Below are 23,251 nucleotides of genomic sequence, written 5' to 3'. Positions count from 1 at the left end.
CTGCGAGGACGACCTGTCCGGATTGTGACCTGACGGGCCGCGGTACCACCTCACTTGCCCGTCTCGCGGCGAGCCTCTTTCACTGCGGCGATGACGGGCCTGCCCCGCTCGGTTCTAGTTGCCTCTTGGCCGCTTGCGCTGAGCCTGTCTGCGCTTGCGCTGAGCCTGTCGAAGCGTTCTTCCGAGAGCTCCCCGGTGATGGCCGGATCACAGCTGATCGAGCCATTCTACGCGGTCGCGCCGGATGTTCGCGCGGGCGCCTCCCGTCGGGCCCTGGCGTGCAGTTCCCGCGGACTTGTGCGCCTCCGCCGACAGATGCCCGCGCAGCATCCGCGCGAAGCGCATAACTCCGCACCGGATGCTCGAATCAGGCTGCGCGATGCAGGCCCTGCGCGACGGCGCGCATGATCAGATCCTGCACTTCCGCCCACTGGAACATGATCTGCCGATAGGAGACGCGGATCACGTGATAGCCGAGCAGACGAAGCTGAGCGTCATGCCGGATGTCCTCATCGCACTGTGGTCCTGTGTGGGTCGCACCGTCGATCTGAACGATGAGCCTGTCCCCGATCAGTGTGTCGCCCTTGTGCCCGGCGATCCAGGTCTGCATGCGAATCGGCAGTCTGAGCCAGCGGAGCCGGAGCCGGAGGTATGTCTCGAGTCCCGCATCCGCGAACGGCGTCGCGACTTCCAGCACTCGGCGGGCCGCCGGGCGAAGTGGCAGCCTTGCCATCGCGCCGATGTCGACGAGTCCCTTGTTGAACGCGGATTCCCACGTCGCCACGGCCTGCTCGAACGGTTCGCACTCGGCGACGTACGCAAGCACGTTCTCGATGGGGTCGACAAGCGCGTCTGGGTCTCTCGGTATCAGCGGCGCTCCCCAGTGGATCTTCGCGCGCACACCCTGGCCGCCCGTGCTGTTCGGCGGAACGGCGACATGCGGATCCCCGGACACGTCGTGCACCCACAAGCCGAGCCGCTGCGCCTGAGTGCGGCAGGTGATGATCACGCCGAACTTCGGCGCGGATCTCAGCTGCGGATCGGCGTCCGGAAGAGCAAGCCATCCGCGTCGCGGCCTGTTGAGTGCTCCACGCGCGACCGCTTCATCGATCGCACGGCGTCCGAAGCCGCGCTCGGTCAGACGCGCGCGCCGCACGACGCCGCCATGCGTCCGCACGTCTCCCACGACATCGAGCCAGGACTTCTTCTTGTTCGGCATCCCGTCAGTGTGCGGCTCATGAGCTCAGCGCAGGCACGACAATCGCAGACCTGTGCAGAACACCCATGGACACCTGAATGTGGAGTACGAGTCCGGTGGTACGTCTCCCGCGGCCATGTGCAGCTCCCGCGGACGGATGTCGGCGCAGCATCCGCGCGAAGCGCACAAGACTGCAGAACGTGCACGCCGGCACCCGTTCGCTCCGCTCGGGGATGAGCAGGATCTGCGGGCAGCATGCGCCACAGACATCCGCGCGAAGCGCACATTCCCGCGCGAAGCGCACGCGAGGGTGCCTGGTTCAGTGCGCCCGGTGATACCCGTAGAGATCGGTCTGCGCGCCGTTGATCCAGACCTCAGGGTCGGCGATGCGGATGGTGCGGCCGTAGGACTCATCGATGACGGATGCATCGAATCCGGCGTCCCTCAGCCCCGCCGGCGAGCCCTTCGAGGTCGCCGACGGCCTCGAAGGAGAAGCCGAAGCCCTGTCCCTCACCCTCCGAACGACCGGACGCCGAGTGCACGCCGACGGATCCCCCGCCCGGCGCTCGCATCTCGGCCCAGCCGCCGCCGCCGGCGAGGATGGATGCCTGCAGGCCGAGGGCCTCCAGGATGCGGCGCGCCTCGTCGACGTCGTCCTGGAACCAGATCGGCTGCACGGCGACCTCACCGGAAGCGGCGTCCCTCGCTCCGGCGAACACCGTCACGGTCAGCCCGGATGCGGCTCGCACCGTGAGCATCTCCCCCACGCCATCCATCACCCCGCGCGTGACGTCGCGCCCTTCCAGGGCGCGTTCCGCGGCATCGAGGTCGGCGACCAGCAGGTTCAGATCCACGCCGCCGGCCGGGTGGGCCCCGGTGGCGTGATGCACGGCGAGCACGCCACCGCCGTCGAACTCGGCCCACTCCGGCGTCGGCGGGTACGGCGCCACGAATCCGAGCGCGGCCGCGAGCGCGCGCCAGCGCTCCGGAGCATCCGTGTAGACGATCTGCTGAACGGTTGTCATGGCTTCTCCTCCACATGGGCGCGCAGTGCCTCTTCGACCAGAGCCGACAAGCTCAGTCCGTCATCGATCGCCCGGTGCTTGACCGCACGCACGAGGTCGGGCGGCAGGTACACGTTGAACTGCACCTTGGCTTCCCTTGCTTGCATGCTAGCAATATAGCGCAGGGCGGATGTCGGCGCCATCCCGTAGTCTCACCTGGTGCCCGCCATCCGCCCCGTGCCTCCTCGCGTCTCCGCTCCGGATCTGCCCGACCGCCTGACGCCGGCGGCCGCTGCGCGGCGAGCCGACCTGATCGCAGCATCCGTCGAGTGCGCCGGCGAGACCGACCTCGCGCACGGAAGCCTGGAGCAGTGCGTGCTCACGGGCTCCGCCGACCGGGTGGACCTCACCGGATCGACACTGCTCGACGTGCGCATCGAGGATCTGCGCGCACCCGTGGTCTCACTGCGCGACGCGAGCATCCGGCGCCTTCGAATCGATCGGGGCCGGATCGGAACACTCGATCTCTCGTCGGCGCGCATCGGCGAGCTCGAGATCCGCGGAGTGCGCATCGACTACCTGTCGCTCGGCGCGGCGCGGGCCGAGGACGTGCTCGTCGCGGACACGACCCTGCACACGCTCGACGTGCCGCAGGCGACGCTCACCCGCGTCCGCTTCGACGACACCCGCGCCGACGAGGTCGACACCCGCGGCCTCACCGCGAAGGACCTCGACCTGCGCGGGCTCGACGCCCTCGCCTACCTCGACGTGCTCGCGCTGCGCGGGGCGACCCTGAGCTCCCGCCAGGTCGAACTGCTCGCCCCCGCCTTCGCCGCTGCGGCAGGCATCGACGTGCAGGACTGACACGCGAGCTCCTTCCTCTCCGCGCGACTGCACGCCCATCGACGGACCGCAGCCGCGACGGTGACGATGATCACCGCGCCGCGAGGAGCTCCCGCGTGAACGGATGGCGCGGAGCGGTGAACACCTCGCGCACCGGCCCCTTCTCGACGATCGCGCCGTCCTGCATCACGAGCACCTCGTCGCAGACGGCTCCGACGACGCCGAGGTCATGCGAGACGAACACCATGGTCAGACCGTGCTCCTGCTGCACCCGGCGCAGCAGGGCGAGCACCCGCTCCCGCACCGTCGGGTCGAGCGCGGAGACCGGCTCGTCGAGCACGAGCACCTGCGGGTCCGCGGCGAGCGCCCTGGCGATCGCGGCCCGCTGACGCTGACCTCCGGAGACCTCCGGCGGCCGTCGCGCGCCCAGCTCGGCAGCCAGGCCCACCTCTTCGAGCAGTTCCGCCGTCCGCGCTCGGCGTCGCACGCGCGGGACACCGGCCGCTTCGAGCGCCTCGCCGAGCGAGCGGGCGATCGTCCAGCGCGGATCGAAAGCCCCGAGAGGGTCCTGATGCACGAGCTGCACGCGTTGCGGCGCCGTCCAGTCCAGCGTGCCGGCATCCGGCCCGGTCACGCCCACGATCATGCGGGCGAGCGTCGTCTTGCCCGAGCCGGATTCCCCGACGATGCCGAGAGTCCGACCGCTCCTCAGCACGAACGAGGCGTCTCGCACCGCGGGGCGGTCGAAGCTCTTCGACACGCTCTCCGCACGAAGCAGCACGGCGGCCGCCTCTCCGGCATCCGTCGGCACCTCATGCCGGGATGCCGCGACGAGCTCCCTCGTGTACTGCTGCTGCGGCCGATCCATCACCTGCGCGGTGGTGCCCTGCTCGACGATCCGCCCGGCGCGCATCACGACCACCCGGTCGGCGACACGACGCACCGCGGCGAAGTCATGGCTGATGAACACGACCGCGGTGCCTCGATCGGCGATCGAGCGCAGCAGCGCGAGCACACGCGCCTGCACCGTGGCGTCCAGCGCCGTCGTCGCCTCATCCGCCACCAGTACCGCGGGCGCGGTCGACAGCGCGGAGGCGATCAGCGCGCGCTGCCGCAGTCCGCCGGAGAGCTCATGCGGATACTGCCGGGCCCGGCGCTCCGGCTCCGGGATCGAGACCTCGCGCAGCAGCGCGAGCACGCGGTCCTCACCCGCCGGCATCCCGTGGATGCGCAGCGGCTCGACCACTTCCGCGCCCACCCGCCGGAGCGGATCGAGCGCGGCGAGCGCGTCCTGCGAGACCAGGGCGATGCGCCGACCGCGCAGCGATCGCCATCCACGGTCGCTCAGGCTCCGGGCATCCGTCCCGTCGATCGACAGCTCCGATGCCGCGACCCGTCCCGGCGCCAGACCCAGCAGGGCACGTGCGGTGAGCGACTTGCCGGCGCCCGACTCCCCGACGATCGCCAGGCACTCCCCCGGTTGGACCGCGAAGGACACCCCGTCGACGACCGACCGCTCGCCGAACGCGATGCGCAGTCCGCGCACGTCGACGGCGCTCATGCGGCGCACCTTCCTCGGAGATGTGCGCGTGCATCCGCGGAACACGCGTTCGTTTTGCGCGGGGATGTGCGCTCCGCGCGGATGCCCCGCCGCCATCCGTCCGCGGCAGGTGCACAAATCCGCGGCTGGGGTGCACGAGCGCGCCCACCGACCTCGTGCGCGCTTCGCGCGGGGATGTGCGCTCCACGCGGAACTTGCGCCCCCATCCGTCCGCGGCGGGCGCACAACTCCGCGCCAGCTGCACAGCCGCGACGCCCGTGCCGGGCCACGAACCGCTCGTCCCAGAGGGCACTCATGCGCGCACTCCGTCCGCCCGAGCACGCAGGGTGCGACCGATCACGGTCGCGCTGATCACCGTGAGAGTGATCGCGAGTCCGGGGAACCCCGAGATCCACCACGCCCGGCCCAGCACGTTGCGTCCTCCCGACAGCATGAGGCCCCACTCCGGCTGGGGCTCGATCGGGCCGAGGCCGAGGAAGCTCAGCCCGGCGGCGGCGAGGATGCTCGACCCGATGCCGATCGTCGCGAGCACGCTCAACGACCCGAGCACGCCGGGCAGCACGTGCCGCCGGAACGCGCGCACCGGCCCGACGCCGAGGATGCGCGCGGCCTCGACGTGCTCGGCGCCGCGCAGCGTCCTGGTCTGGGTGCGCGCAAGGCGGATGTAGACCGGCACCGCGGCGAGCGTGACAGCGACCGCGACGTTGACCGGCCCCGGCCCCAGCACCGCCACCACGATGAGCGCGATGAGGAACTCGGGGAAGGCGAGCAGGATGTCGGTGAGCCGCATCGCCACGGCGTCCACCGGCCGCGGCGCGACACCGGACAGCGCCCCGACGACGAGTCCGACGACCAGCGCGAGCGTCGTGGCGAGCAGGCCGATCCCGGCGGAGCGCGCCGCGCCGTAGATCACCCGCGAATACACGTCCCTGCCGGACTGGTCCGTGCCGAACAGATGCTCTGCTCCCGGCGGCAGCAGGGCCGCGCGTACGTCGGTCTGCAGCGGATCGTGCGTGGCGAGCAGGCCGGGCAGGAAAGCTGCGACCGCGACCAGCGCCAGAAAGGCGACGGCGATCCACATCCCCAGCATCCTGCGTCTCATCGCCGTTCGCCGATCTGCGGTGCGGGGATGGCGGCGGGCGCCTCGCGCAATCGCGGATCCAGCAGCGGATGCAGCAGCTCGACGACCACGTTCACGATCACGAACACGAGGGCGCTGAGCATGATCATGCCCGCGACCACCGGCACGTCCCGGTCGACGATCGCCGCGAGCGTGACCCTGCCGAGTCCCGGACGGGCGAAGACCGTCTCGACCAGCACCGCCCCGCCCAGCAGCGACCCGACGAGATACGCGGCCAGGGTCATCGTGCTCGCCGCGCCGTGCCGCAGCGAGTGATGCAGCGTCAGCCGTGCCGGACCTGCGCCGCGGGCCCGCACGGTCTCGGCGAACGGCTGCCGCTCGGCCTGGTCGATGCCGTCGCGCAGCACCTGACCGATCAGCGCGGCGATCGGCAGGGCGAGCGTCACGGCGGGCAGCACGATCGTCGCCGGACTGCGCGTGCCCGCCACAGGGAACCACCCCAGCCCGAACGCGAACACCCCGAGCAGCACGAGTCCGACCCAGAACACGGGAGACGAGAGCACGATCAGCTCCGCGGTCACGACGATCCCGCGCACGACGCCCCGTCGCGCGAACAGCGCCACCGAGAACGCCAGCACGAGAGCGATGAGCAGCGCGACCGCGGTGAGCTGCACGGTGGGACCGAGCTGCCGGCCGATCACCTCGGCCACCGGAAGCCGCAGCTGGTACGAGGTGCCGAGGTCGCCGCGCAGCAGGCCACCGAGATACGAGAAGTACTGCTCCAGGGGCGGGCGGTCCAGGCCGAGCTCGGCGCGGATGCCGGCCTTGACCTCTTCGCTCACCTGAGCCTGCGGTCCGAGCATGACCGAGACCGCATCGCCCGGGATGATCCGGAAGGCGAGGAACGCCAGCGTCGCGGCGCCCCACAGCACGACCAGGACGGATGCCAGAAGGCCGCCGACCCGGATCAGCACGAGACGGGACACGTCAGAGAGCGTACGTCAGCCGGCGACGCTCACTCCGTAGAACAGCGGACGGCCGTACAGATCGTAGGTGAGGCCCTCGACGTTCTTGTTCTGCGCCGTGATCGCGGAGTTCACATAGAGCGGCACGATCGCCACGTGCTCGGCGTTCCACTCCTGCACACTCCGGTAGATGCCGTTGCGCTCCTCGGCATCCGACGATGCCAGCCCGTCGGCGAGCAGTTCGTCGACGGCCGGGTCGCTCACCTGCGACGCGTTCTGGAAGCCGTCGGTGCCCAGGTGGCTGCGCAGCAGGTCGGGGTCGACACCCGAGAAGTCCCAGTCGGTGATGTCGTAGGTCTTCGGGCCGTACTGCTCGTTGTAGGCGGCCGGCTCGAGCGCTTCGCGCGTGATCTCGAAGCCGACCTTCTTCAGGTCGGACTGCACGGCGTTGGCGAGGGCGGCCTTGTCGTCGGAGATCGGCGTCCACGCGATCCAGCGCGCGGACAGGCGCTTGCCGTCCTTCATCCGGATGCCGTCCGTGTCGCGTGCGGTCCAGCCGGCCTCGTCGAGCAGGGCGTTCGCCTTGTCCGCGTCGAACGGCCAGCTGCCCTCGAGGCTCTTGTCGTAGCCGGGCGTGGTGGGGCCGAGGATGCTCCAGGCCCGCGGGAACTCGCCGAAGAAGATCTTCTCGACCGCAGCATCCACGTCGATCGCCCTCTCGAACGCCTGGCGCACCTTCTGGTCGGCGAACACGCCGTACTTCTCGTTCAGGAACAGCGAGTACGGCAGACCGGGGTACTCCTTCGCCGCGACGGTCACGTCGTCGCCGAGGTCGCCGACGACATTGGGCGGCAGCTGGCCGGCGAGATCCGCCTCACCCGACTTCACGACGCCCGCGCGCACGGATGCCTCGGGAGGATCTCGACGCGCAGCGTCTCGATCTTCGGAGCCTTCGACCCCTCGGGCCGCCAGGCGTAGTCGTCGTTGCGGGTGTAGACGATCTCCTGATCGGCGGTGTACTCGCTGAGCACGAACGGTCCGGTGCCGACGCTCACGTCAGGGCCGCCCGCTGCGAGCTTGTCAGCGGAGCTCTTCAGCACCTTCGGCGACCAGAAGCCCAGCTGCGCGGTGCTCGCGGCCTGCAGGAACGGCGCGTAGGGCTGCGTGAAGCTCACCTCGACCGTGTGCGGATCCACGACCTTCGTGCCTGCGTACAGCTCGCCGCCGAGCATGTTCGCGGCCTGCGCCGACTTGGTGGCCGGGTCGACGATGCGGTCGAAGTTCACCTTCACCGCTTCCGCGTCGAACGGGGTGCCGTCGGTGAAGGTGACGTCGTCGCGCAGCTCGAACGTGTAGGTCTTCCCGTCATCCGAGACCTGCCACTTCTTCGCGAGCCACGGCGAGAACGATCCGTCAGGCTCCTGGAACACCAGCGAGTCGAGCACCTGGCGCTGAACCATGGCGGTGACGTCGAGCTGACTCACCTGCGGGTCCATCTTGCCGGCCGAGAGGTTCGCCCCCTCGATCGCCCAGACGAGTTCGCCGCCCTCGGATCCGGCGTCGCCGCCGGAGGGTGCGGAGCACGCGCTGAGAACCAGAGCGGATGCCGCGGCGATCGCCGCGAGGGGAAGAAGACGGCGCGCAGTGAAGGCGGGCATGCGTGACCTCGGAAGGGTGCGGGAACGGGACGTTCCAGCTTACCGGGGATTACTGGACGGGGTCGATCAATGCTGACCGCGATGCGACCGATAGACTGTCCCGGCATCCCACACTCAGGCACGCTCACACAGTGCCGCATACATCGCTCAAGGAGACCCTCTATGTCCGCGATCCCCGACAAGCCCGCCCTCGAAGGTCTCGAAGCGAAGTGGAACGACGCCTGGTCCGCCCAGGGGACCTACCTCTTCGATCGCACGCGCGCCGCCGAGCTCGGCCGCGACAGCGTCTACTCGATCGACACTCCCCCGCCGACCGCGTCCGGCAGCCTGCACATCGGACACGTCTTCTCGTTCACGCACACCGACGTGAAGGCCCGTTACGAGCGGATGCGCGGCAAGACCGTGTTCTATCCGATGGGCTGGGACGACAACGGCCTGCCCACCGAGCGCCGTGTGCAGAACTACTACGGCGTGCGCTGCGACCCCTCGCTCCCCTACGTCGCCGACTTCACGCCCCCGTTCGAGGGCGGCGACAACAAGTCCAGCCGCGCAGCCGATCAGCAGCCGATCAGCCGCCGCAACTTCATCGAGCTGTGCGAGAAGCTGACCGTCGAGGACGAGAAGCAGTTCGAGGCCCTGTTCCGCCAGCTCGGCCTCAGCGTGGACTGGACGCAGACGTACCGCACCATCTCCGATGAGACCATCCGGCAGAGCCAGCTCGCGTTCCTGCGCAACCTGGAGCGCGGTGAGGCCTACCAGGCCCTCGCACCCACGCTGTGGGACATCGACTTCCGCACCGCGATCGCGCAGGCGGAGCTCGAGGACCGCGAGCAGCAGGCGGCGTACCACCGCATCGAGTTCCCGTTCGCCGACGGCTCGGGCTCGATCCCGATCGAGACCACCCGTCCCGAGCTGCTCCCTGCCTGCGTCGCGATCGTGACCCACCCCGAGGGGCCCTTCAAGCACCTCATCGGCACGAAGGTGCGCACCCCGTTCTTCGGCGCCGACATCGAGATCCACGGCCACCACCTCGCGCTTCCCGACAAGGGCACGGGTGCGGCGATGGTCTGCACCTTCGGCGACGTGACCGACATCGTCTGGTGGCGCGAACTGCGACGCACCGACGGCAGCGACCTGCCCAACATGACGACGATCGGACTCGACGGCCGCTTCCTGCCCGACGCACCCGCGTCCGTGCACGCCGGCGAAGGCGCCGCGTGGTACGTGGAGAACATGGCGGGCAAGACCGTCTTCTCGGCGCGCAAGGCCATCGTGGAGAAGCTGCAGGAGACCGGCGACATGACGGCCGTCGGCAAGCCGTTCAACCACGCGGTGAAGTTCTTCGAGAAGGGCGACCGCCCCCTCGAGATCGTCTCGACCCGCCAGTGGTACATCGGCAACGGCGCGCGAGACGCGGAGCTGCGCGACCAGCTCATCGCGAACGGGCGCGAGCTCTCCTGGCATCCGGACTTCATGCGCGTGCGCTACGAGAACTGGGTCGGCGGCCTGACCGGCGACTGGCTGATCTCGCGGCAGCGCTTCTTCGGCGTGCCGATCCCGGTCTGGTACGCGCTCGACGGGAACGGCGAGCGCGACTACGACCGCGTGCTGGTTCCGTCGGCGGACAGTCTGCCCATCGACCCGACCACCGACGTGCCGGCGGGCTACACCGCGGATCAGCGCGGCGTGCCTGGCGGCTTCGAGGCCGAGCAGGACATCTTCGACACCTGGGCGACCTCGTCGCTGACCCCGCAGCTCGCGGGCGGATGGCAGCGCGACGAGGAGCTCTGGAACCTGGTGGCGCCGTTCGACCTTCGCCCGCAGGGTCAGGACATCATCCGCACCTGGCTGTTCTCCACGATGCTGCGCTCGACCCTCGAGGACGGACGTTCGCCGTGGCGCGACACGGCGATCTCGGGCTTCATCGTCGACCCCGACCGCAAGAAGATGTCGAAGTCGAAGGGCAACGTTGTGACCCCGGCCGACATCCTCGAGAAGCACGGCTCCGACGCGGTGCGGTACTGGTCGGCCTCGAGCCGCCTGGGCATGGACGCGGCGTTCGACCCGCAGAACCCGACGCAGGTGAAGATCGGCCGGCGCCTCGCGATCAAGATCCTCAACGCGGCGAAGTTCGTGCTGTCCTTCCCTGTTCCCGAGGGTGCGCAGATCACGCATGCCCTGGACGCCTCGATGCTGACCGCGCTCGACCAGGTGGTTCAGGGAACCACCGCGGCATACGAGAACTACGACCAGGCGAAGGCGCTCGAGATCACCGAGGCGTTCTTCTGGACCTTCTGCGACGACTACCTCGAGCTGGTCAAGGAGCGCGCCTACGACCAGACGGACGTCGGCCAGGCATCCGCCGCCCTGGCGCTGCGTCTGGCACTGTCCACGCTGCTGCGCCTGCTGGCCCCGATCGTGTCGTTCGCGACCGAGGAGGCATGGTCGTGGTTCGAGGAGGGCTCGATCCACACCGCCGCCTGGCCGGAGCCCCTGGGCACCGAGGGCGACGCGGCCGTGCTCGCCGCCGCGAGCGAGGCACTTATCGGCATCCGCCGCGCCAAGACCGAGGCGAAGGCCTCGCAGAAGACGCCGGTCGCCTCGGCGACGATCGCCGCACCTGCGGCGAAGGTCGCCGCGCTTCAGGCGGCGGCCGACGATCTGCGCGCCGTGGGTCGCATCGCCGAGCTGGCCTTCGCCGAGGCGGACGAGCTCGCCGTGACGGCGATCGAGCTGGCGCCGGCCGAGGAAGCGTGATGCAACTCGGTACGCGCTGGACCACGGGCGCCGAGCCGCCGGCATCCGTCCCCGCCGCCCTGCGCCCCGGCATCGCCGAGGTCGAGGCGAATCTGGCTGGGTCCCTGAGCCTGTCGAAGGGCCACTGGACGCTCACCTGGCTCGAGGGCCGTCCGATCGCCGAGCTGGATGCCGGGTGGGAGGTCCTGCTCACGGCATCCGGCGACGTGATCGCCCGTCCGTTCCAGGACTGACCTTCCCCTCCAAACTGCAAGCCCGCGCCGAGACGTGGTGGTAACGCCACAGTCTCGGCGCGGGCTTGCGGTTTCGGAGTTCTCCGATGTCAGCGCCGGTTCACGCCCTGCAGTGCCAGCGCGTGGTCGACGGCGTGCGGGTCCTGCTTGCGGGCCTGCTGCTCGCGCAGCAGATCCAGCGCGATCTCGCGGCGCTCCGCCCGGCGCTCGCGGCGATGTGCGACGAAGGCGGTGAGCCCGCCTGCGACCCGCAGAAGGGTGCGCTCGGTCGGAGTGGGAGTGGCGATGTGCAGCGTTGCGGCGGTCATGATTCCTCCTCGGGGGTCGTGTGGCGATCCGGCCCATCTGCCAGATCGAAGATCTCGGCGCGCATGGCCACCCGACGGGTGCCCGGCTTGCCCTCCTGGTCTCGGAAGCGCTCCACCGCCCCGTCCAGCACGGCCTTCAGCTGGTCGCGCACCTCGGACATCTGCTCAGGTGTCATGTCCAGGCGGGATGTGAGCACGAGTCCGAGGTCGCGCCACTCCTCAGGCTGATCGGCCGACGGACGGTTCAGGTACTCGAGCAGCGAGTCGTTGCGCAGCCGGAAGAACTCCGACATGACGACCTGCGACGCGGCGCGGGAAGCCGGAGAGTTCACTTCGGAGGGGCCAGGGACGTTGACGCTGCCCCGGTGCATCTCCCACCAGCGCTCGCGGCCGGTGCCCCGGCCGACGACCTCGTGGATCAGATCGTGGCTCGCCAGTGCCCGCAGGTGGTAGCTCGTCGCTCCCGATGTCTCGCCGATGAGCGCAGCCAGCGTGCTGGCGGTCTGCGGGCCGCGCTCGCCGAGCAGGTTGTAGATGCGCACCCGCAGCGGATGCGCGAGCGCCTTGAGCGCACCGGCGTCAAGCGTGCGGTCCGCTTCCGGCCCGAGTGCAGCGGGTTCGTTCGTCATGCATGCAAAGATACCTATGCAAAGACTTCTTTGCAAGACTTTCTTTGCAAAAGTCTCTCGGGATGAGAACTCTCTCATCCTCACCCGGATCGACGCGTCCTCAGACACACTGGAGGGGTGGCACGCCGGACATACCTCGTCGCGCCGGTCGGGATACTGCTGCTGATCGGCACATGGTGGGCATCCGACCGGGCGCTCAGCGCGCCGGCACCCGATCTCGGGCCGTCCGTCGTCGTCACACGTCAGCCCATACCCGCCACGACACCCCCTCCTGCGACGCCCGGACCCGCGCAGACGGTCGCGCCGGCTCCCCGCCGGATGCCGGGGACGACGATGCCGACGACCCGGACGATGACGTGGACGATGACGACGATGACTGAGTCGCGGCGCAGCAGGACCGTACGCACCCGCATACTCACCTCCACTCTGCTCGTCGTGGCGATCGCCCTGTGCGCGATCGTGCTGGTCACGGGCCGAGCCCTGTTCTCGCGCATCGACGCGGCCGCCGCGACAGAACTCGGGCACGAGGCCGAGAAGTTCCGGTCGTTCGCCCAGGGCGACGATCCCGCCACCGGCGCCCCGTTCGCCGATGCGCGGACGCTTCTGACGAGTCATCTCGCGCACAACCTTCCGGAGACGGAGGAGAGCTTCTTCAGCATCGTCGACGGGCATGCCGACCGGCGCAGCAGCGGTGACCCTCCGGCCCGCCTCGACGCGGATCGGGCGTTCGTCGCCGACCTCGCCACCGCGCAGGCTCCGCGCTGGGGCCGCACCGAGACCGACGCAGGAGCCGCGCTCTACGCCGTGCTGCCGGTGCGGTTCGAAGGGCAGGCGCAGCGCGGGGCGCTCGTCGCCGTGGAGTTCCTCGCTCCGGCGCAGGCCGAGGCCTGGTCGACTGTCCTGACCATGAGCGCCGCCGGCGTGGCCGCCCTGCTCCTCGCCGCCGGTGCCGGCTGGCTGGTGGCGGGGCGCGCACTGACTCCAATCCGTGAGGTGCAGCACACGGCCGCACTGATCGGCGGCGGCGACGACCTCGGTCGGCGAATCGACGTGGTGGGCTCCGACGACGTCGCACAGCTCGCGCTCACGTTCAACGGCATGCTCGATCGCGTCCAGGCGGCCTTCGACGGTCAGCGGCGCTTTCTGGACGACGCCGGCCACGAACTGCGCACTCCCATCACCGTCGTGCGGGGCCATCTCGACGTGATGGGCGACGATCCCGGTGAGCGCGAGGAGACGCTGCGCCTCGTCGACGACGAGCTGCGGCGGATGTCCCGTCTGGTGGACGACCTGATCCTGCTCGCCCGCAGTGAGCGTCCGGGTTTCCTCGTGATGGCACGTGTCGAGCTGACGGACCTGGTGGTCGACACGCTGGCGAAGGCCAGCGCGATCGCTGACCGCCGATGGGCGATCGACGCCGTGCCCGAAGGCGTCATCCTCGCCGACGGGCAGCGTCTCGCCCAGGCGCTGCTGCAGCTCGCCCAGAACGCCGTCTCGCACACGACGGCCGGCCAGACGATCGCCGTGGGTGGCGACGTGCGCGACGGCCGGGTGCGACTGTGGGTGCGCGACGCCGGCACCGGCATCGATCCCGAGGAGCAGAGCCTGATCTTCGAGCGGTTCGCGCGCGGTCCGGGCGCTCCGCGCACGCGCGGCAGCGGCCTCGGGCTCGCGATCGTCGCCCGCATCGCGCAGGCGCACGGCGGACGGGTCTCGGTCGATTCCGCTCCCGGGGCCGGTTCGACCTTCACGCTGGACCTGCCGCAGCATGCCGAGGAGACATCATGAACCGCATCCTGCTCGCCGAGGACGAGGAGCGCATCGCGTCGTTCATCGAGAAGGGCCTGCGCGCGAACGGCTTCCGATCAGAGACGGTGAGCGACGGACACACGGCCTTCGAGTTCGCCCGCTCAGGAGAGTTCGATCTCATGGTGCTGGACATCGGACTGCCCGGACTCGACGGCTTCAGTGTGTTGCGCCGGGTGCGCTCGGAGCGCATCGAGCTGCCGATCATCATCCTCACCGCACGCGACGCGACCTCGGACACCGTCGCCGGGCTGACCGGAGGCGCCGACGACTACATGCACAAGCCCTTCTCGTTCGACGAGCTGCTCGCCCGCATCCGGCTGCGACTGGCCACCTCCTCCCCGGTGAGGCGGTCACGCTGAGGTCGGGAGACCTGACGCTCGATCTGCGCACCCGGCGCGCGGTGATCGGCGAACAGGCCGTCGAGCTGACGAGCCGGGAGTACGCGCTGCTCGAGGTCTTCCTGCGGCATCCGGACGAGGTGCTCACGCGACAGCAGCTGCTGAGTCTGGTCTGGGGCTTCGACTTCGACCCCGGATCGAACGTCGTCGACGTCTACATCCGGTACCTCCGGGGAAAGCTCGGGGCCGACCGCTTCGAGACGGTGCGCGGCGCAGGCTATCGGCTGCGCGTGCCACCCGCGTGAGAACTCTCTCATCCGTGCCTCATCCGGCGCTCACGACGAGCGGCGAGCCTGGGAACCAGCACAACCGGAGGAGTCATCATGTCGCTTGCCATCGCCCTCGTCACAGACCTCGTGTCGATCACGCTGCTCGCCTACGCCCTGTACTTCCGCCGGCACCGTCGGCGCGACCTCCTGCTGTCGTACATCGCGCTGAACGTGGGGGTGCTCGCCGTCACGGTCGCGCTCGCCTCGGTCGAGGTGGGCATCGGGCTCGGGATCGGCCTGTTCGGCATCCTCTCGATCATCCGGCTGCGCTCCGACCAGATCACCCAGCAGGAGATCGCCTACTACTTCGTCGCCCTGGCGCTCGGTCTGCTCTCCGGCCTGCGGCCGTCGCCGGAGTGGATCGCGCCGGCGCTGTCGGCCCTCATGCTCGTGGTGATGCTCGTCGTCGACAGTCCTCGGGTCGCTTCACGGACCAGGCATCACCTGCTGATGCTGGACCGGGCGTACCCGGATGAACGCGAGCTCGAGGCCGCCGTCGCGACGCTGCTCAACGCCGATCTGGTGCGTATCGAGGTGCTCGACCTCGATCTCGTCCGGGAGACCACGCAGGTCGATGTGCGCTACCGCGCCCGTGCGCACCGCCGTCGGGAGGCCCCGATCGAGGAATCGCCTCGGATCGCCGAGGACGCGTTCGCATGACCTCCCCGGCAGCGGTCCTGGATGCCCTGCCGTCGATCTCGCTCAGCGAGCTGGAGAGCGCGGCGGCCCTGATGAACCGTGTCGACCGCAAGTACTTCGTTCCGCGCGCACTGCTCGGTCGGCTGCTCCCCGACGCCGGCGAGGGCCTGCGCACGCTCGAGATCGGTGGCCTGCGCTCGTTCCGCTATCGATCGGTGTATCTCGACACACCGCGGTTCGCTCTGTACTGTCAGCACGCGCAGGGTCGCCGGCACCGGTTCAAGGTGCGTACCCGCACCTATCGCGACAGCGGCGGATGTCAGCTCGAGGTGAAGTCCAAGGGCCTCCGCGGGCTGACGGTGAAGCAGAGGATCCCGCACGATCCCGCTCGTGCCGGTCGACTCGGTGCAGACGGGCGGCGCTTCGTCTCTGCGGTCACCGGAACGGATGCCGCCGAGCTGAACCCCGTGCTGCGCACGGACTATCGTCGTTCGACGCTGGTGCAGGGCGATCACCGGATCACGATCGACGAGCAACTGGACTTCAGCACGGCCGGGCGCCGCATCGCAGGGCCCGACGACCTGCTCGTGGAGACGAAGTCCGCCGGCGGCGCCTCCGAGCTGGACCGGCTGTTCGTACAGCACGGCGTCCGCCCGCACCGGGTCAGCAAGTACTGTCTGGCCGCTTCGCTGCTCTACCCGCAACTGCGGGGCAACGACTGGAGCCGTGTCCGCCGCCGTTACTGGCCGGAACAGGCATAGGGCGTCAGCGCTCCCAGGAGAGCCGGAACTCCCACGCGCCGCGGCGGATCACGCGCACACCCTCCGGCGCCGCCTCCCGCACGGCCGAGACCGGAATCGCCTCGCACACAGGCTCTCCGACGTCCTGCCGCCAGGTGCGCAGCCGCTCCGCCATGCGCTGGGCGAGGTCGGCGCCGTCGTCGCCGAAGGCGCGCACGAACACCTCGACCCCGCCGTCGACCCGACGGTTGTCCATCACCGCGAGACCGTCGTCGGCCAGCCAGACCGGCGTGCCCGTCCACGGCGCACCGGGGAACCCGTGCTCTCGGCTCTGCGATTCGCTCCGGATCGTCCCCGCCGACTCGGAACCGGCGAACAGCCGGAGGATGACCGGCGAGTACAGGGATCCCGCAGTGAGGCGCAACCCGGTCTCGACGGACTCGCCCTCACGCGCCAGTACGGACGAGAGCCACCCGTCGTCGGCGTCCTGATCCCGCGCCAGCCAGATGTCTCCCGCCCTGGCGTACCGGGGCTCGGTGCCGGACGCACCCGCTCCCCGCGCCGCCACGAACCCGCCGGTGAACACCCGAGTCCCGCGCAGCCGCCCCTCGTCGAAGGTGAACGCCCATCCGCACTCGAACAGCGACAGCGGCGCGACCACCCTCGCTCCCGGACGCAGCACGTCGAGAAGCCACTCCGGGAAAGTCCACGTGTCGACCGTGAACTCCACCAGATCGAAGGACGCCTCGGTGATCGCCGTGCCCGGAGCCCAGGCATCCACGACATCGGCACGGACCGGCACCGGAGTCGGATGCTGCGTCAGCGAAGCGCGGGCGCGCTCGATCACCCGCTCGTCGATGTCGACCGTCCACACCGAGCCGCCCGGAGCGACCATCTCGGCGAGCAGTGCCGCGTTCGTTCCGCCCGAGCCGATCTCGAGCACGTCCTCGCCAGGTGCCGGATCGACGAGCTCGAGCATCTTGGCCTGCATCGACGGAGCCGAGACCGTGCTCACCTTGACGCCGTCGTCCTCGGCGACCGTGTGCGTGCGGTCTGCGTAGACTTCCTCCAGCGGCGCGTCCGGGATGAACGCCGAGCGTCTCACCCGCTCGAAGGCCCGGAGTACACGATCGGAGCGGATGAGCCCGCCCTCGATCAGCTGGTCGATCAGTCCTCGTCGCGCGGTGAGTTCGGCATCCATGCGTCGATCATGCCCAGAGCCTCCGACATCCTCGTCAGACCGCGGCGACCGCCTCTTGCGCGGCGACGAACGCGGCGACGCAGCGCTCGACCTGCTCCGCGGTGTGCGCAGCGGACAGCTGCACCCGGATGCGCGCCTTCTCGCGCGGTACCACCGGGAAGCTGAACGCGGTCACGTACACGCCCTGGCGCTGCATCTCTGCGGCGATCCGTGCGGTCAGCGCGGCGTCGCCGAACATCACCGGCACGATCGGGTGCTCGCCGGGCAGCAGATCGAAGCCCTCCTCGGTCATCCGGCGGCGGAACAGCTCTGCGTTCTCGCGCAGCTGCGCGCGCAGCGCCGCGGATCCCTCCACCAGGTCGAGAGCGGTCAGGGTGCCTGCCACGATCGACGGCGCGAGCGTGTTCGAGAACAGATAGGGGCGCGAGCGCTGACGCAGCAGGGCGACGATGTCGCGATGCGCGGCGACGTACCCGCCGGATGCCCCGCCCAGCGCCTTGCCGAAGGTGCCGGTGTAGATGTCGACGCGATCCGCGACGCCGCAGAGCTCCGGTGTGCCGCGGCCGTTCTCGCCGATGAAGCCGACCGCGTGCGAGTCGTCGACGAAGACCAGTGCGTCGTACCTCTCGGCCAGGTCGCAGATCTCCGGGAGTTTGGCGATGTAGCCGTCCATCGAGAACACGCCGTCGGTCACGATCACGCGGAAGCGCGCATCGGCGGCCTCCTTCAGCTGCTGCTCGAGATCGGCCATGTCGCTGTTGCGATAGCGAAGCCGACGGGCCTTCGACAGGCGGATGCCGTCGATGATCGACGCGTGGTTCAGCTCGTCCGAGATGATGGCGTCCTCGGCCGAGAACAGCGTCTCGAAGACACCGCCGTTCGCGTCGAAGCACGACGAGAACAGGATCGCGTCGTCGGTGCCGAGGAACGCAGCCAGCCGGCGCTCCAGCTCGAGGTGCTGCTCCTGTGTTCCGCAGATGAATCGCACGCTGGCCATGCCGTAGCCCCACTCGTCCAGCGCACCCTTCGCCGCGGCGAGGATGCGCGGGTCGTCGGCGAGGCCGAGGTAGTTGTTCGCGCAGAAGTTCAGCACCTCGGCGCCGTCGGCGGTGATCTGCGCGCTCTGCGGACCGCGGATGCCGCGCTCGTGCTTGGTGAGCCCCGCCCGCTCGATGCCGTCGAGCTCCGATGCCAGGTGCTGCTGGAATGCGCCGTACATGTGCGCTCTCTCCTGCGGCTCAGAGCCGCGTCCAGTCCAGGATGATCTTGCCGGTGCCGGCGGATGCCGCTGCCGCGAAGCCCTTCTCCCAATCGGATGCCGGGATGACGTCGGCGATGATGCGGCCGATGGCCTCGCGCAGCGCCGGGCTGGTCTGCAGCATGGCGCCCATCGCGTTCCAGGTCTCGAACATCTCGCGCCCGTAGATGCCCTTGATCGTCAGCATGTGCGTGACGATCTTGCCCAGTCCACGCCGAACGGCGCGCTGGGCAGACCCAGCATGGCGATCCGGCCGCCGTGGTTCATGTTCTCGATCATCGTCGGCAGGGCGGTCGGCGCGCCGCTCATCTCGAAGCCCACGTCGAAGCCCTCGCGCATGCCGAGCGCCTTCTGCGCATCGCGCACGTCCTCCTTCGAGACGTCGACGACCCGGTCTGCGCCCATCAGCGCGGCGAGCTCGAGGCGCGGGGCGCTGATGTCGGTGGCGGTGATGAACCGCGCGCCGGCGTGCCGCGCGACGGCGATCGCCATGAGGCCGATCGGGCCGCATCCGGTGACCAGCACGTCCTCGCCGATCACGGGGAAGGCCAGGGCGGTGTGTACGGCGTTCCCGAGCGGGTCGAAGATCGCACCGACCTCGGGCTCTATGTCTGAGTGGTGCACCCAGACGTTCGCGGCGGGCAGCGACAGGTACTCGGCGAATGCGCCGTCGCGGTGCAGGCCGAGGCCGATTGTGCGGATGCACATCTGACGGCGTCCTGCGCGGCAGTTGCGGCACATGCCGCACACGATGTGGCCCTCGCCGGACACCCGGTCGCCGACGGAGATGTCGTGCGCGAGCGGGCCGACCTCGACGACCTCGCCGTAGAACTCGTGTCCGGGGATGAGCGGTGTGCGAACCTCGGAATCGGCCCAGTCGTCCCAGCGCTCGATGTGCAGGTCGGTGCCGCAGATGCCGGTGCGGAGCACCCGGATGACGACTTCGTCGGGTCCGGCGACAGGATCGGGGCGATCCACGAGTGCGAGCCCGGCGTGCGGGCCGTCTTTGAACAGAGCCTTCATACTTCGATCCCACTCCTGCAGACCGTGAAGATCAATGGGCACTTCCTGGAGTGATGATTAAGCACATCTACATGTTTGAATGGGCATATGAACCTCCCGCAACTGCAGATCCTCCGCGAGCTGGGAGCTCTCGGCAGCGTCAGCGCCGTCGCCGAGGCACTGCACGTGTCTCCGTCCGCCGTCTCCCAGCAGCTGGCGGCCCTGCAGCGCGGGGTCGCCACACCGCTCACCCGCAAGCAGGGTCGCGCGCTCGTGCTCACGCCGGCCGGTGAGGTCCTCGCCGAGGCGGGGGCTGCTGCGCTGGACGCCATGGCAGCGGCACGCACCGCGGTGGATCGCTTCGAGGCCGCACCGTCCGGCGTGGTCACCGTGAGCGGCTTCCTCAGCGCAGCGCAGGCGCTGTTCGGTCCGCTCGTGCGCGAGCTCGGTGCCGGGGACGACGTCCCCACGATCCGCTTCACCGACGAGGACGTCGCGCAGAGCGAGTTCCCCGCACTCACCGCGCGCTACGACCTCGTGCTCGCACACCGCATGGAGCACAGCGCGCCCTGGCCGCACAGCGGCATCCGCTCCGTGCCCCTGGCGACGGAACCGCTGGACGTCGCTCTCGCCGCGACGCATCCGCTCGCCTCGCGGACGACCCTGACACCCGAGCAGGTGGTGGGCGAGCGCTGGGTGACCAGCCGCACCGGCTACTCCCCCGACGACGTGCTGCGCACGATCTCGGCGGTGACCAACAGGCCGGTCGACGTCGTGCACCGGATCAACGACTACGGCGTCGCGGCCACGGTGATCGCCGCCGGTGGCGTGGTGGGGATGCTGCCGCCGGTACACCTCCGTCGTCGCCGACGCGACGGGCGTCGTGCGCCGTCCGCTCCGAGGCGTCAGCACGAACCGCATGATCGACGTCCTGGCGCGGCCGGAGAACCTGCATCGGCGCTCGGTGCGCCTGGTCGCCGAGGCACTCGAACGGGTGATGGCGGCCCTGATCGCCTGAGCAAGAGCGAGGGCCGGAACGGAGGATCCCCCCGCCCCGGCCCTCGCCGGATCCGCCGTCAGAGCGTCACTTGCAGGTGACTTCTGTGCGGTAGATCTGCATGTCGCCACCGGCCGCGTGCGGGGTCATGCACTCGGTGTGGGCGATGTACATCACCTGCTGGTACAGGGGCTGGATCACCTGATCCGCGAGGATCCAGTCCTCGGCCTTCTGCCACAGGGCGTCCGCCTCGTCCTGGGTCGGCGCCGCGAGCGCAGCGGCCACGGCCGCCTCGCCCTCGGGATCGCTGTACTGCAGCCGGTAGTTCGCGTCGACGTACACCGATGCGACCCACTCCGATGCGGCCGGGAACGACGAACCCCACAGCTGGATGACGGGGCCGTCCAGCTTGTACGAGTTGATCGTCTCCGCCAGTGCGTCTGCGGGAACCGGCTTGGGCTCGATCTCGAGGCCGATCTCCTTGGCCGAGTTCGAGATCGCCAGCGCCGTCGCCGCGTCCGTGGTGTTCGCCGAGGAGTAGTTCAGCGGGATGCTGCCGGTGAAGCCCGACTTCGCGATGAGCGCCTTGGCGGCGTCCGGATCGAACGTGCAGTACTGGCCGCAGGCGTCCTCACGGTAGGCCGAGACCGAGTTCGGCATCAGTGAGCCGGCCGGGACGGTCGCGTCCTTGAAGAGATCCTTCGAGATGCTCTCGCGGTTCACGATCATCGAGAACGCCTGGCGCACCTCGATCGGGAACGTCTTGTCGAGGTAGGTCGGCCAGGTGAAGTACGTCTGCAGCGTGTTGCGGTCGATCGCCGTGAGGCCCTTGTCGCCGAGCGAGTTGCGGCCCTGCGCGATCAGCCCCGGGGCAGGCTGCGCAGCACGTCGGCGTTCCCGGCCACGACATCCTGGTACGCGGTGTTCGTGTCGGTGTACACACGGAACGTGATCTGGTCGGCGGCACCCTCGGGCACCCAGCCCTTGTACTTCGGGTCTTTCTTCAGCACGGCCTCGACCTGCGGGTCGAGCTTCTCCAGGGTGTACACGCCATTGCCGATCGGCTTCTTGTCATAGGCCACCGGATCCGCGAACGCGCTCTCCGGCATCGGGCAGAACGCCAGTTGCGACAGGATGAACGGCATGTCGTTGTTCGGGGTCTTGGTCTCGATCGTGAACGTGCTGTCGTCGACGAGGTTGATGCCCGAGAACTCGGTGGCGGTCGCCTCACCCTCGGCGGGGTTCAGCTCGTCGTACCCCTTGATCGGGCCGTACGCGTAGTTCGAGGGCATCGCGTTCTTGCCGGCGCCGACGAAGTTGAACGTGTCGACGTAGGTCTTCGCGGTGATCGGAGTGCCGTCCGAGAAGGTGTGGTCCTTCGCCACCTTCACGGTCCAGTGCACCTGGTCGTCGCTCTCGAGGGACTCCGCGCCGCGCATGAAGACCGAGCCGTCCTCCTCGATGCCGGTCAGCGGCTCGCAGATTCCCATGGCGATCTGGCTGCCGGGGTTCTGGGCGCCGGTGATGCGCCCGATCTCGCCGTTGTTGACGGCGACGAAGGACGTCTTGCCCTCGCCGGCGTCGGAGGGCTGGCCGAGACATCCGGTCAGCATCGTCGCGCACGCGGCAACGGCGACGATGCCGACCGCGATGCGGCTGGTGGTGCTTTTCATCAGGTGTTCCTTTCGGATGGGGAGGGGAGGAGGAGATCGTGGAGACCATGCCGACCTTCGACAGCGTGATCTGGGCGGCGAGGTGGCAGGATGCCCGGTGCTGCGGGCGTCCGCCGGGGACCGCGTCGAGGGCGGGCACGTCAGTGGCGCACCGCTCGATGGCCGCGTAGCACCGCGTGTGGAACGGACATCCGGGCGGAGGGTCGATCGGCGACGGCGGGTCGCCCTCGAGCACGACGCGCTCCAGACGCTCGTTCGGCGCGAGCTTGCGCGGAATGGCCGACAGCAGCGCCCGCGTGTACGGATGCGCCGTGGCCCCGTACACGTCTTCGCAGTCGCCCTGTTCGACCACCTTGCCGAGGTACATCGTCACGATGCGGTCGGACATGTGCTGCACCACGTCGAGATCGTGGGCGATGAAGATGATCGACAGCCCCAGTTCGCGCTTGAGGCGGTTCAGCAGGTTCAGCACCTGCGCTCGCACGGAGATGTCCAGCGCGGAGACCGGTTCGTCGCAGACCAGCAGCTTCGGCTCGACGGCCAGAGCCCTGGCGATGCCGATGCGCTGCAGCTGCCCGCCGGAGAACTCGTGCGGGTAGCGGTGCGCGTGATCGGGGTTCAGGCCCACCTGGGTGAGCAGCTCCCCCACGCGCGCCTCCACCTTCGATGCAGGCAGCAGCCTGTGGGTCGTGATGCCCTCGGCGATCGACTGACCGACCGAGCGGCGCGGGTCGAGCGACGCGTGCGGGTCCTGGAAGACCATCTGCACCTCACGATGCAGCAGCGTCTTGCGGTCGGAGTGCGACATGGCGCCGACGTCCGCGCCGTTCCAGCGGACTGTGCCCTCGCTGGGCGGCTCCAGCCCGCAGATGATGCGCGCGAGGGTGGACTTGCCGCAGCCGGACTCCCCCACCAGACCGACGGTCTCGCCCTCCTCCACGGTGAAGTCGACGCCATCGACGGCGCGCACCTGTCCGTGCTCGCCGCGCGAGAACATCGTGTGCTTCTGCTTGTAGAAGCGCCGCACC

At 69.5% G+C, this 23,251-nt stretch carries 20 protein-coding genes and 4 pseudogenes; 8 read left to right on the top strand and 16 right to left on the bottom strand.

Annotation, left to right across the window (positions count from 1 at the left end):
• Positions 1-367 precede the first annotated feature (367 nt).
• The 3 genes from L2X99_RS04155 to L2X99_RS04145 form a co-directional block, all read right to left on the bottom strand.
• Positions 368-1,219: a type IV toxin-antitoxin system AbiEi family antitoxin domain-containing protein gene (locus tag L2X99_RS04155; protein ID WP_236124948.1), complete on the bottom strand. Its 852-nt coding sequence runs from the start codon at positions 1,217-1,219 to the stop codon at positions 368-370.
• Positions 1,220-1,608: 389 nt separating this feature from the next.
• Entirely contained in the window at positions 1,609-2,223 is a 615-nt protein-coding gene (locus L2X99_RS04150; protein WP_236135667.1) for a VOC family protein, read from the bottom strand.
• On the bottom strand, positions 2,220-2,369 hold the full coding sequence (locus tag L2X99_RS04145) for a CopG family transcriptional regulator (protein WP_236135666.1): 150 nt from the start codon (positions 2,367-2,369) through the stop codon (positions 2,220-2,222). Before L2X99_RS04145 ends, L2X99_RS04150 begins: the two co-directional genes overlap by 4 nt.
• A 52-nt stretch (positions 2,370-2,421) precedes the next feature.
• Here L2X99_RS04145 and L2X99_RS04140 point away from each other — a divergent pair, with 52 nt between their 5' ends.
• The gene (locus L2X99_RS04140) at positions 2,422-3,066 is read left to right on the top strand and encodes a pentapeptide repeat-containing protein (RefSeq protein WP_236124952.1); all 645 of its coding nucleotides are present in this window, start codon (positions 2,422-2,424) and stop codon (positions 3,064-3,066) included.
• Positions 3,067-3,136: 70 nt separating this feature from the next.
• On the opposite strand, the gene L2X99_RS04135 is transcribed toward L2X99_RS04140, so the two are convergent.
• The 4 genes and pseudogenes from L2X99_RS04135 to L2X99_RS04120 form a co-directional block, all read right to left on the bottom strand.
• Positions 3,137-4,606: an ATP-binding cassette domain-containing protein gene (locus L2X99_RS04135; RefSeq protein ID WP_236135665.1), complete on the bottom strand. Its 1,470-nt coding sequence runs from the start codon at positions 4,604-4,606 to the stop codon at positions 3,137-3,139.
• Positions 4,607-4,898: 292 nt separating this feature from the next.
• Complete coding sequence (locus L2X99_RS04130; RefSeq protein WP_236124953.1) at positions 4,899-5,687, bottom strand: ABC transporter permease; 789 nt, start codon at positions 5,685-5,687, stop codon at positions 4,899-4,901.
• A 17-nt stretch (positions 5,688-5,704) separates the two neighbouring features.
• A complete protein-coding gene (locus L2X99_RS04125) occupies positions 5,705-6,673 on the bottom strand; it encodes an ABC transporter permease (protein WP_236124954.1) in 969 nt (322 codons plus the stop codon).
• A 15-nt stretch (positions 6,674-6,688) separates the two neighbouring features.
• Positions 6,689-8,112: pseudogene (locus L2X99_RS04120) on the bottom strand (ABC transporter substrate-binding protein).
• A 360-nt stretch (positions 8,113-8,472) separates the two neighbouring features.
• Between L2X99_RS04120 and valS the strand changes: the two are divergent.
• Together valS and L2X99_RS04110 are read left to right on the top strand one after the other, a co-directional pair.
• On the top strand, positions 8,473-11,067 hold the full coding sequence (valS, locus tag L2X99_RS04115) for a valine--tRNA ligase (protein WP_236135664.1): 2,595 nt from the start codon (positions 8,473-8,475) through the stop codon (positions 11,065-11,067).
• Entirely contained in the window at positions 11,067-11,300 is a 234-nt protein-coding gene (locus tag L2X99_RS04110) for a hypothetical protein (RefSeq protein WP_236124956.1), read from the top strand. The genes valS and L2X99_RS04110 overlap by 1 nt, the downstream gene beginning before the upstream one ends.
• Before the next feature lie 89 nt (positions 11,301-11,389).
• Here the strand turns inward: L2X99_RS04110 and L2X99_RS04105 are convergent, their stop codons facing one another.
• The 3 genes from L2X99_RS04105 to L2X99_RS04095 form a co-directional block, all read right to left on the bottom strand.
• Positions 11,390-11,608: a hypothetical protein gene (locus L2X99_RS04105; protein ID WP_236124957.1), complete on the bottom strand. Its 219-nt coding sequence runs from the start codon at positions 11,606-11,608 to the stop codon at positions 11,390-11,392.
• Positions 11,605-12,237, bottom strand: a complete 633-nt coding sequence (locus L2X99_RS04100) for a winged helix-turn-helix domain-containing protein (protein ID WP_236124958.1) — start codon at positions 12,235-12,237, stop codon at positions 11,605-11,607. Before L2X99_RS04100 ends, L2X99_RS04105 begins: the two co-directional genes overlap by 4 nt.
• Positions 12,238-12,479: 242 nt before the next feature.
• Positions 12,480-12,650 (bottom strand): hypothetical protein, encoded by a 171-nt coding sequence (locus tag L2X99_RS04095; protein ID WP_236135663.1) that lies wholly within the window; start codon positions 12,648-12,650, stop codon positions 12,480-12,482.
• 22 nt (positions 12,651-12,672) lie between these two features.
• Here L2X99_RS04095 and L2X99_RS04090 point away from each other — a divergent pair, with 22 nt between their 5' ends.
• From L2X99_RS04090 to L2X99_RS04075, 4 genes and pseudogenes are all read left to right on the top strand, one after another.
• Positions 12,673-14,025, top strand: coding sequence for a sensor histidine kinase (locus tag L2X99_RS04090; RefSeq protein WP_236135662.1), 1,353 nt, complete (start codon positions 12,673-12,675; stop codon positions 14,023-14,025).
• Positions 14,022-14,689: pseudogene (locus tag L2X99_RS04085) on the top strand (response regulator transcription factor). Before L2X99_RS04090 ends, L2X99_RS04085 begins: the two are co-directional and overlap by 4 nt.
• A 78-nt stretch (positions 14,690-14,767) precedes the next feature.
• A complete protein-coding gene (locus L2X99_RS04080) occupies positions 14,768-15,373 on the top strand; it encodes a DUF4956 domain-containing protein (RefSeq protein WP_236124961.1) in 606 nt (201 codons plus the stop codon).
• Entirely contained in the window at positions 15,370-16,113 is a 744-nt protein-coding gene (locus L2X99_RS04075) for a polyphosphate polymerase domain-containing protein (RefSeq protein ID WP_236124962.1), read from the top strand. Before L2X99_RS04080 ends, L2X99_RS04075 begins: the two co-directional genes overlap by 4 nt.
• 4 nt (positions 16,114-16,117) lie before the next feature.
• Here the strand turns inward: L2X99_RS04075 and L2X99_RS04070 are convergent, their stop codons facing one another.
• From L2X99_RS04070 to tdh, 3 genes and pseudogenes are all read right to left on the bottom strand, one after another.
• Positions 16,118-17,293 (bottom strand): hypothetical protein, encoded by a 1,176-nt coding sequence (locus L2X99_RS04070; protein WP_236124963.1) that lies wholly within the window; start codon positions 17,291-17,293, stop codon positions 16,118-16,120.
• A 34-nt stretch (positions 17,294-17,327) separates the two neighbouring features.
• Positions 17,328-18,512: a glycine C-acetyltransferase gene (locus L2X99_RS04065; RefSeq protein ID WP_236135661.1), complete on the bottom strand. Its 1,185-nt coding sequence runs from the start codon at positions 18,510-18,512 to the stop codon at positions 17,328-17,330.
• Between the two features lie 19 nt (positions 18,513-18,531).
• A pseudogene (gene tdh / locus L2X99_RS04060) lies at positions 18,532-19,574 on the bottom strand (L-threonine 3-dehydrogenase).
• An 87-nt stretch (positions 19,575-19,661) separates the two neighbouring features.
• On the opposite strand from tdh, the gene L2X99_RS04055 reads away from it, so the two are divergent.
• Positions 19,662-20,651, top strand: coding sequence for a LysR family transcriptional regulator (locus tag L2X99_RS04055; protein ID WP_329608127.1), 990 nt, complete (start codon positions 19,662-19,664; stop codon positions 20,649-20,651).
• On the opposite strand, the gene L2X99_RS17795 is transcribed toward L2X99_RS04055, so the two are convergent.
• From L2X99_RS17795 to L2X99_RS04045, 3 genes and pseudogenes are all read right to left on the bottom strand, one after another.
• Positions 20,638-21,297, bottom strand: a complete 660-nt coding sequence (locus L2X99_RS17795) for an ABC transporter substrate-binding protein (protein ID WP_268928547.1) — start codon at positions 21,295-21,297, stop codon at positions 20,638-20,640. The two genes, L2X99_RS04055 and L2X99_RS17795, sit on opposite strands and share 14 nt — an antisense overlap.
• Positions 21,298-21,410: 113 nt before the next feature.
• Positions 21,411-21,989, bottom strand: coding sequence for an ABC transporter substrate-binding protein (locus L2X99_RS17790; protein WP_268928546.1), 579 nt, complete (start codon positions 21,987-21,989; stop codon positions 21,411-21,413).
• Between the two features lie 373 nt (positions 21,990-22,362).
• Positions 22,363-23,220: pseudogene (locus tag L2X99_RS04045) on the bottom strand (ABC transporter ATP-binding protein); the annotation flags it as partial.
• Positions 23,221-23,251: the final 31 nt, after the last annotated feature.

Source organism: Microbacterium sp. KUDC0406, assembly GCF_021582875.1.
GTDB lineage: Bacteria > Actinomycetota > Actinomycetes > Actinomycetales > Microbacteriaceae > Microbacterium.
Note: the sequence above shows the minus strand (reverse complement) of the source record. Positions and strands in the feature narration are given on the sequence as shown.

Coding starts and splice junctions, on each gene's coding strand:
- L2X99_RS04155 (WP_236124948.1), bottom strand. CDS start 1,219: ATGCCGAACAAGAAGAAGTCCTGGCTCGATGTCGTGGGAGACGTGCGG.
- L2X99_RS04150 (WP_236135667.1), bottom strand. CDS start 2,223: ATGACAACCGTTCAGCAGATCGTCTACACGGATGCTCCGGAGCGCTGG.
- L2X99_RS04145 (WP_236135666.1), bottom strand. CDS start 2,369: ATGCAAGCAAGGGAAGCCAAGGTGCAGTTCAACGTGTACCTGCCGCCC.
- L2X99_RS04135 (WP_236135665.1), bottom strand. CDS start 4,606: ATGAGCGCCGTCGACGTGCGCGGACTGCGCATCGCGTTCGGCGAGCGG.
- L2X99_RS04130 (WP_236124953.1), bottom strand. CDS start 5,687: ATGTGGATCGCCGTCGCCTTTCTGGCGCTGGTCGCGGTCGCAGCTTTC.
- valS (WP_236135664.1), top strand. CDS start 8,473: ATGTCCGCGATCCCCGACAAGCCCGCCCTCGAAGGTCTCGAAGCGAAG.
- L2X99_RS04110 (WP_236124956.1), top strand. CDS start 11,067: ATGCAACTCGGTACGCGCTGGACCACGGGCGCCGAGCCGCCGGCATCC.
- L2X99_RS04105 (WP_236124957.1), bottom strand. CDS start 11,608: ATGACCGCCGCAACGCTGCACATCGCCACTCCCACTCCGACCGAGCGC.
- L2X99_RS04100 (WP_236124958.1), bottom strand. CDS start 12,237: ATGACGAACGAACCCGCTGCACTCGGGCCGGAAGCGGACCGCACGCTT.
- L2X99_RS04095 (WP_236135663.1), bottom strand. CDS start 12,650: ATGCGGGTGCGTACGGTCCTGCTGCGCCGCGACTCAGTCATCGTCGTC.
- L2X99_RS04080 (WP_236124961.1), top strand. CDS start 14,768: ATGTCGCTTGCCATCGCCCTCGTCACAGACCTCGTGTCGATCACGCTG.
- L2X99_RS04075 (WP_236124962.1), top strand. CDS start 15,370: ATGACCTCCCCGGCAGCGGTCCTGGATGCCCTGCCGTCGATCTCGCTC.
- L2X99_RS04070 (WP_236124963.1), bottom strand. CDS start 17,293: ATGGATGCCGAACTCACCGCGCGACGAGGACTGATCGACCAGCTGATC.
- L2X99_RS04065 (WP_236135661.1), bottom strand. CDS start 18,512: ATGTACGGCGCATTCCAGCAGCACCTGGCATCGGAGCTCGACGGCATC.
- L2X99_RS04055 (WP_329608127.1), top strand. CDS start 19,662: ATGAACCTCCCGCAACTGCAGATCCTCCGCGAGCTGGGAGCTCTCGGC.
- L2X99_RS17790 (WP_268928546.1), bottom strand. CDS start 21,989: ATGCGCGGCGCGGAGTCCCTCGAGAGCGACGACCAGGTGCACTGGACC.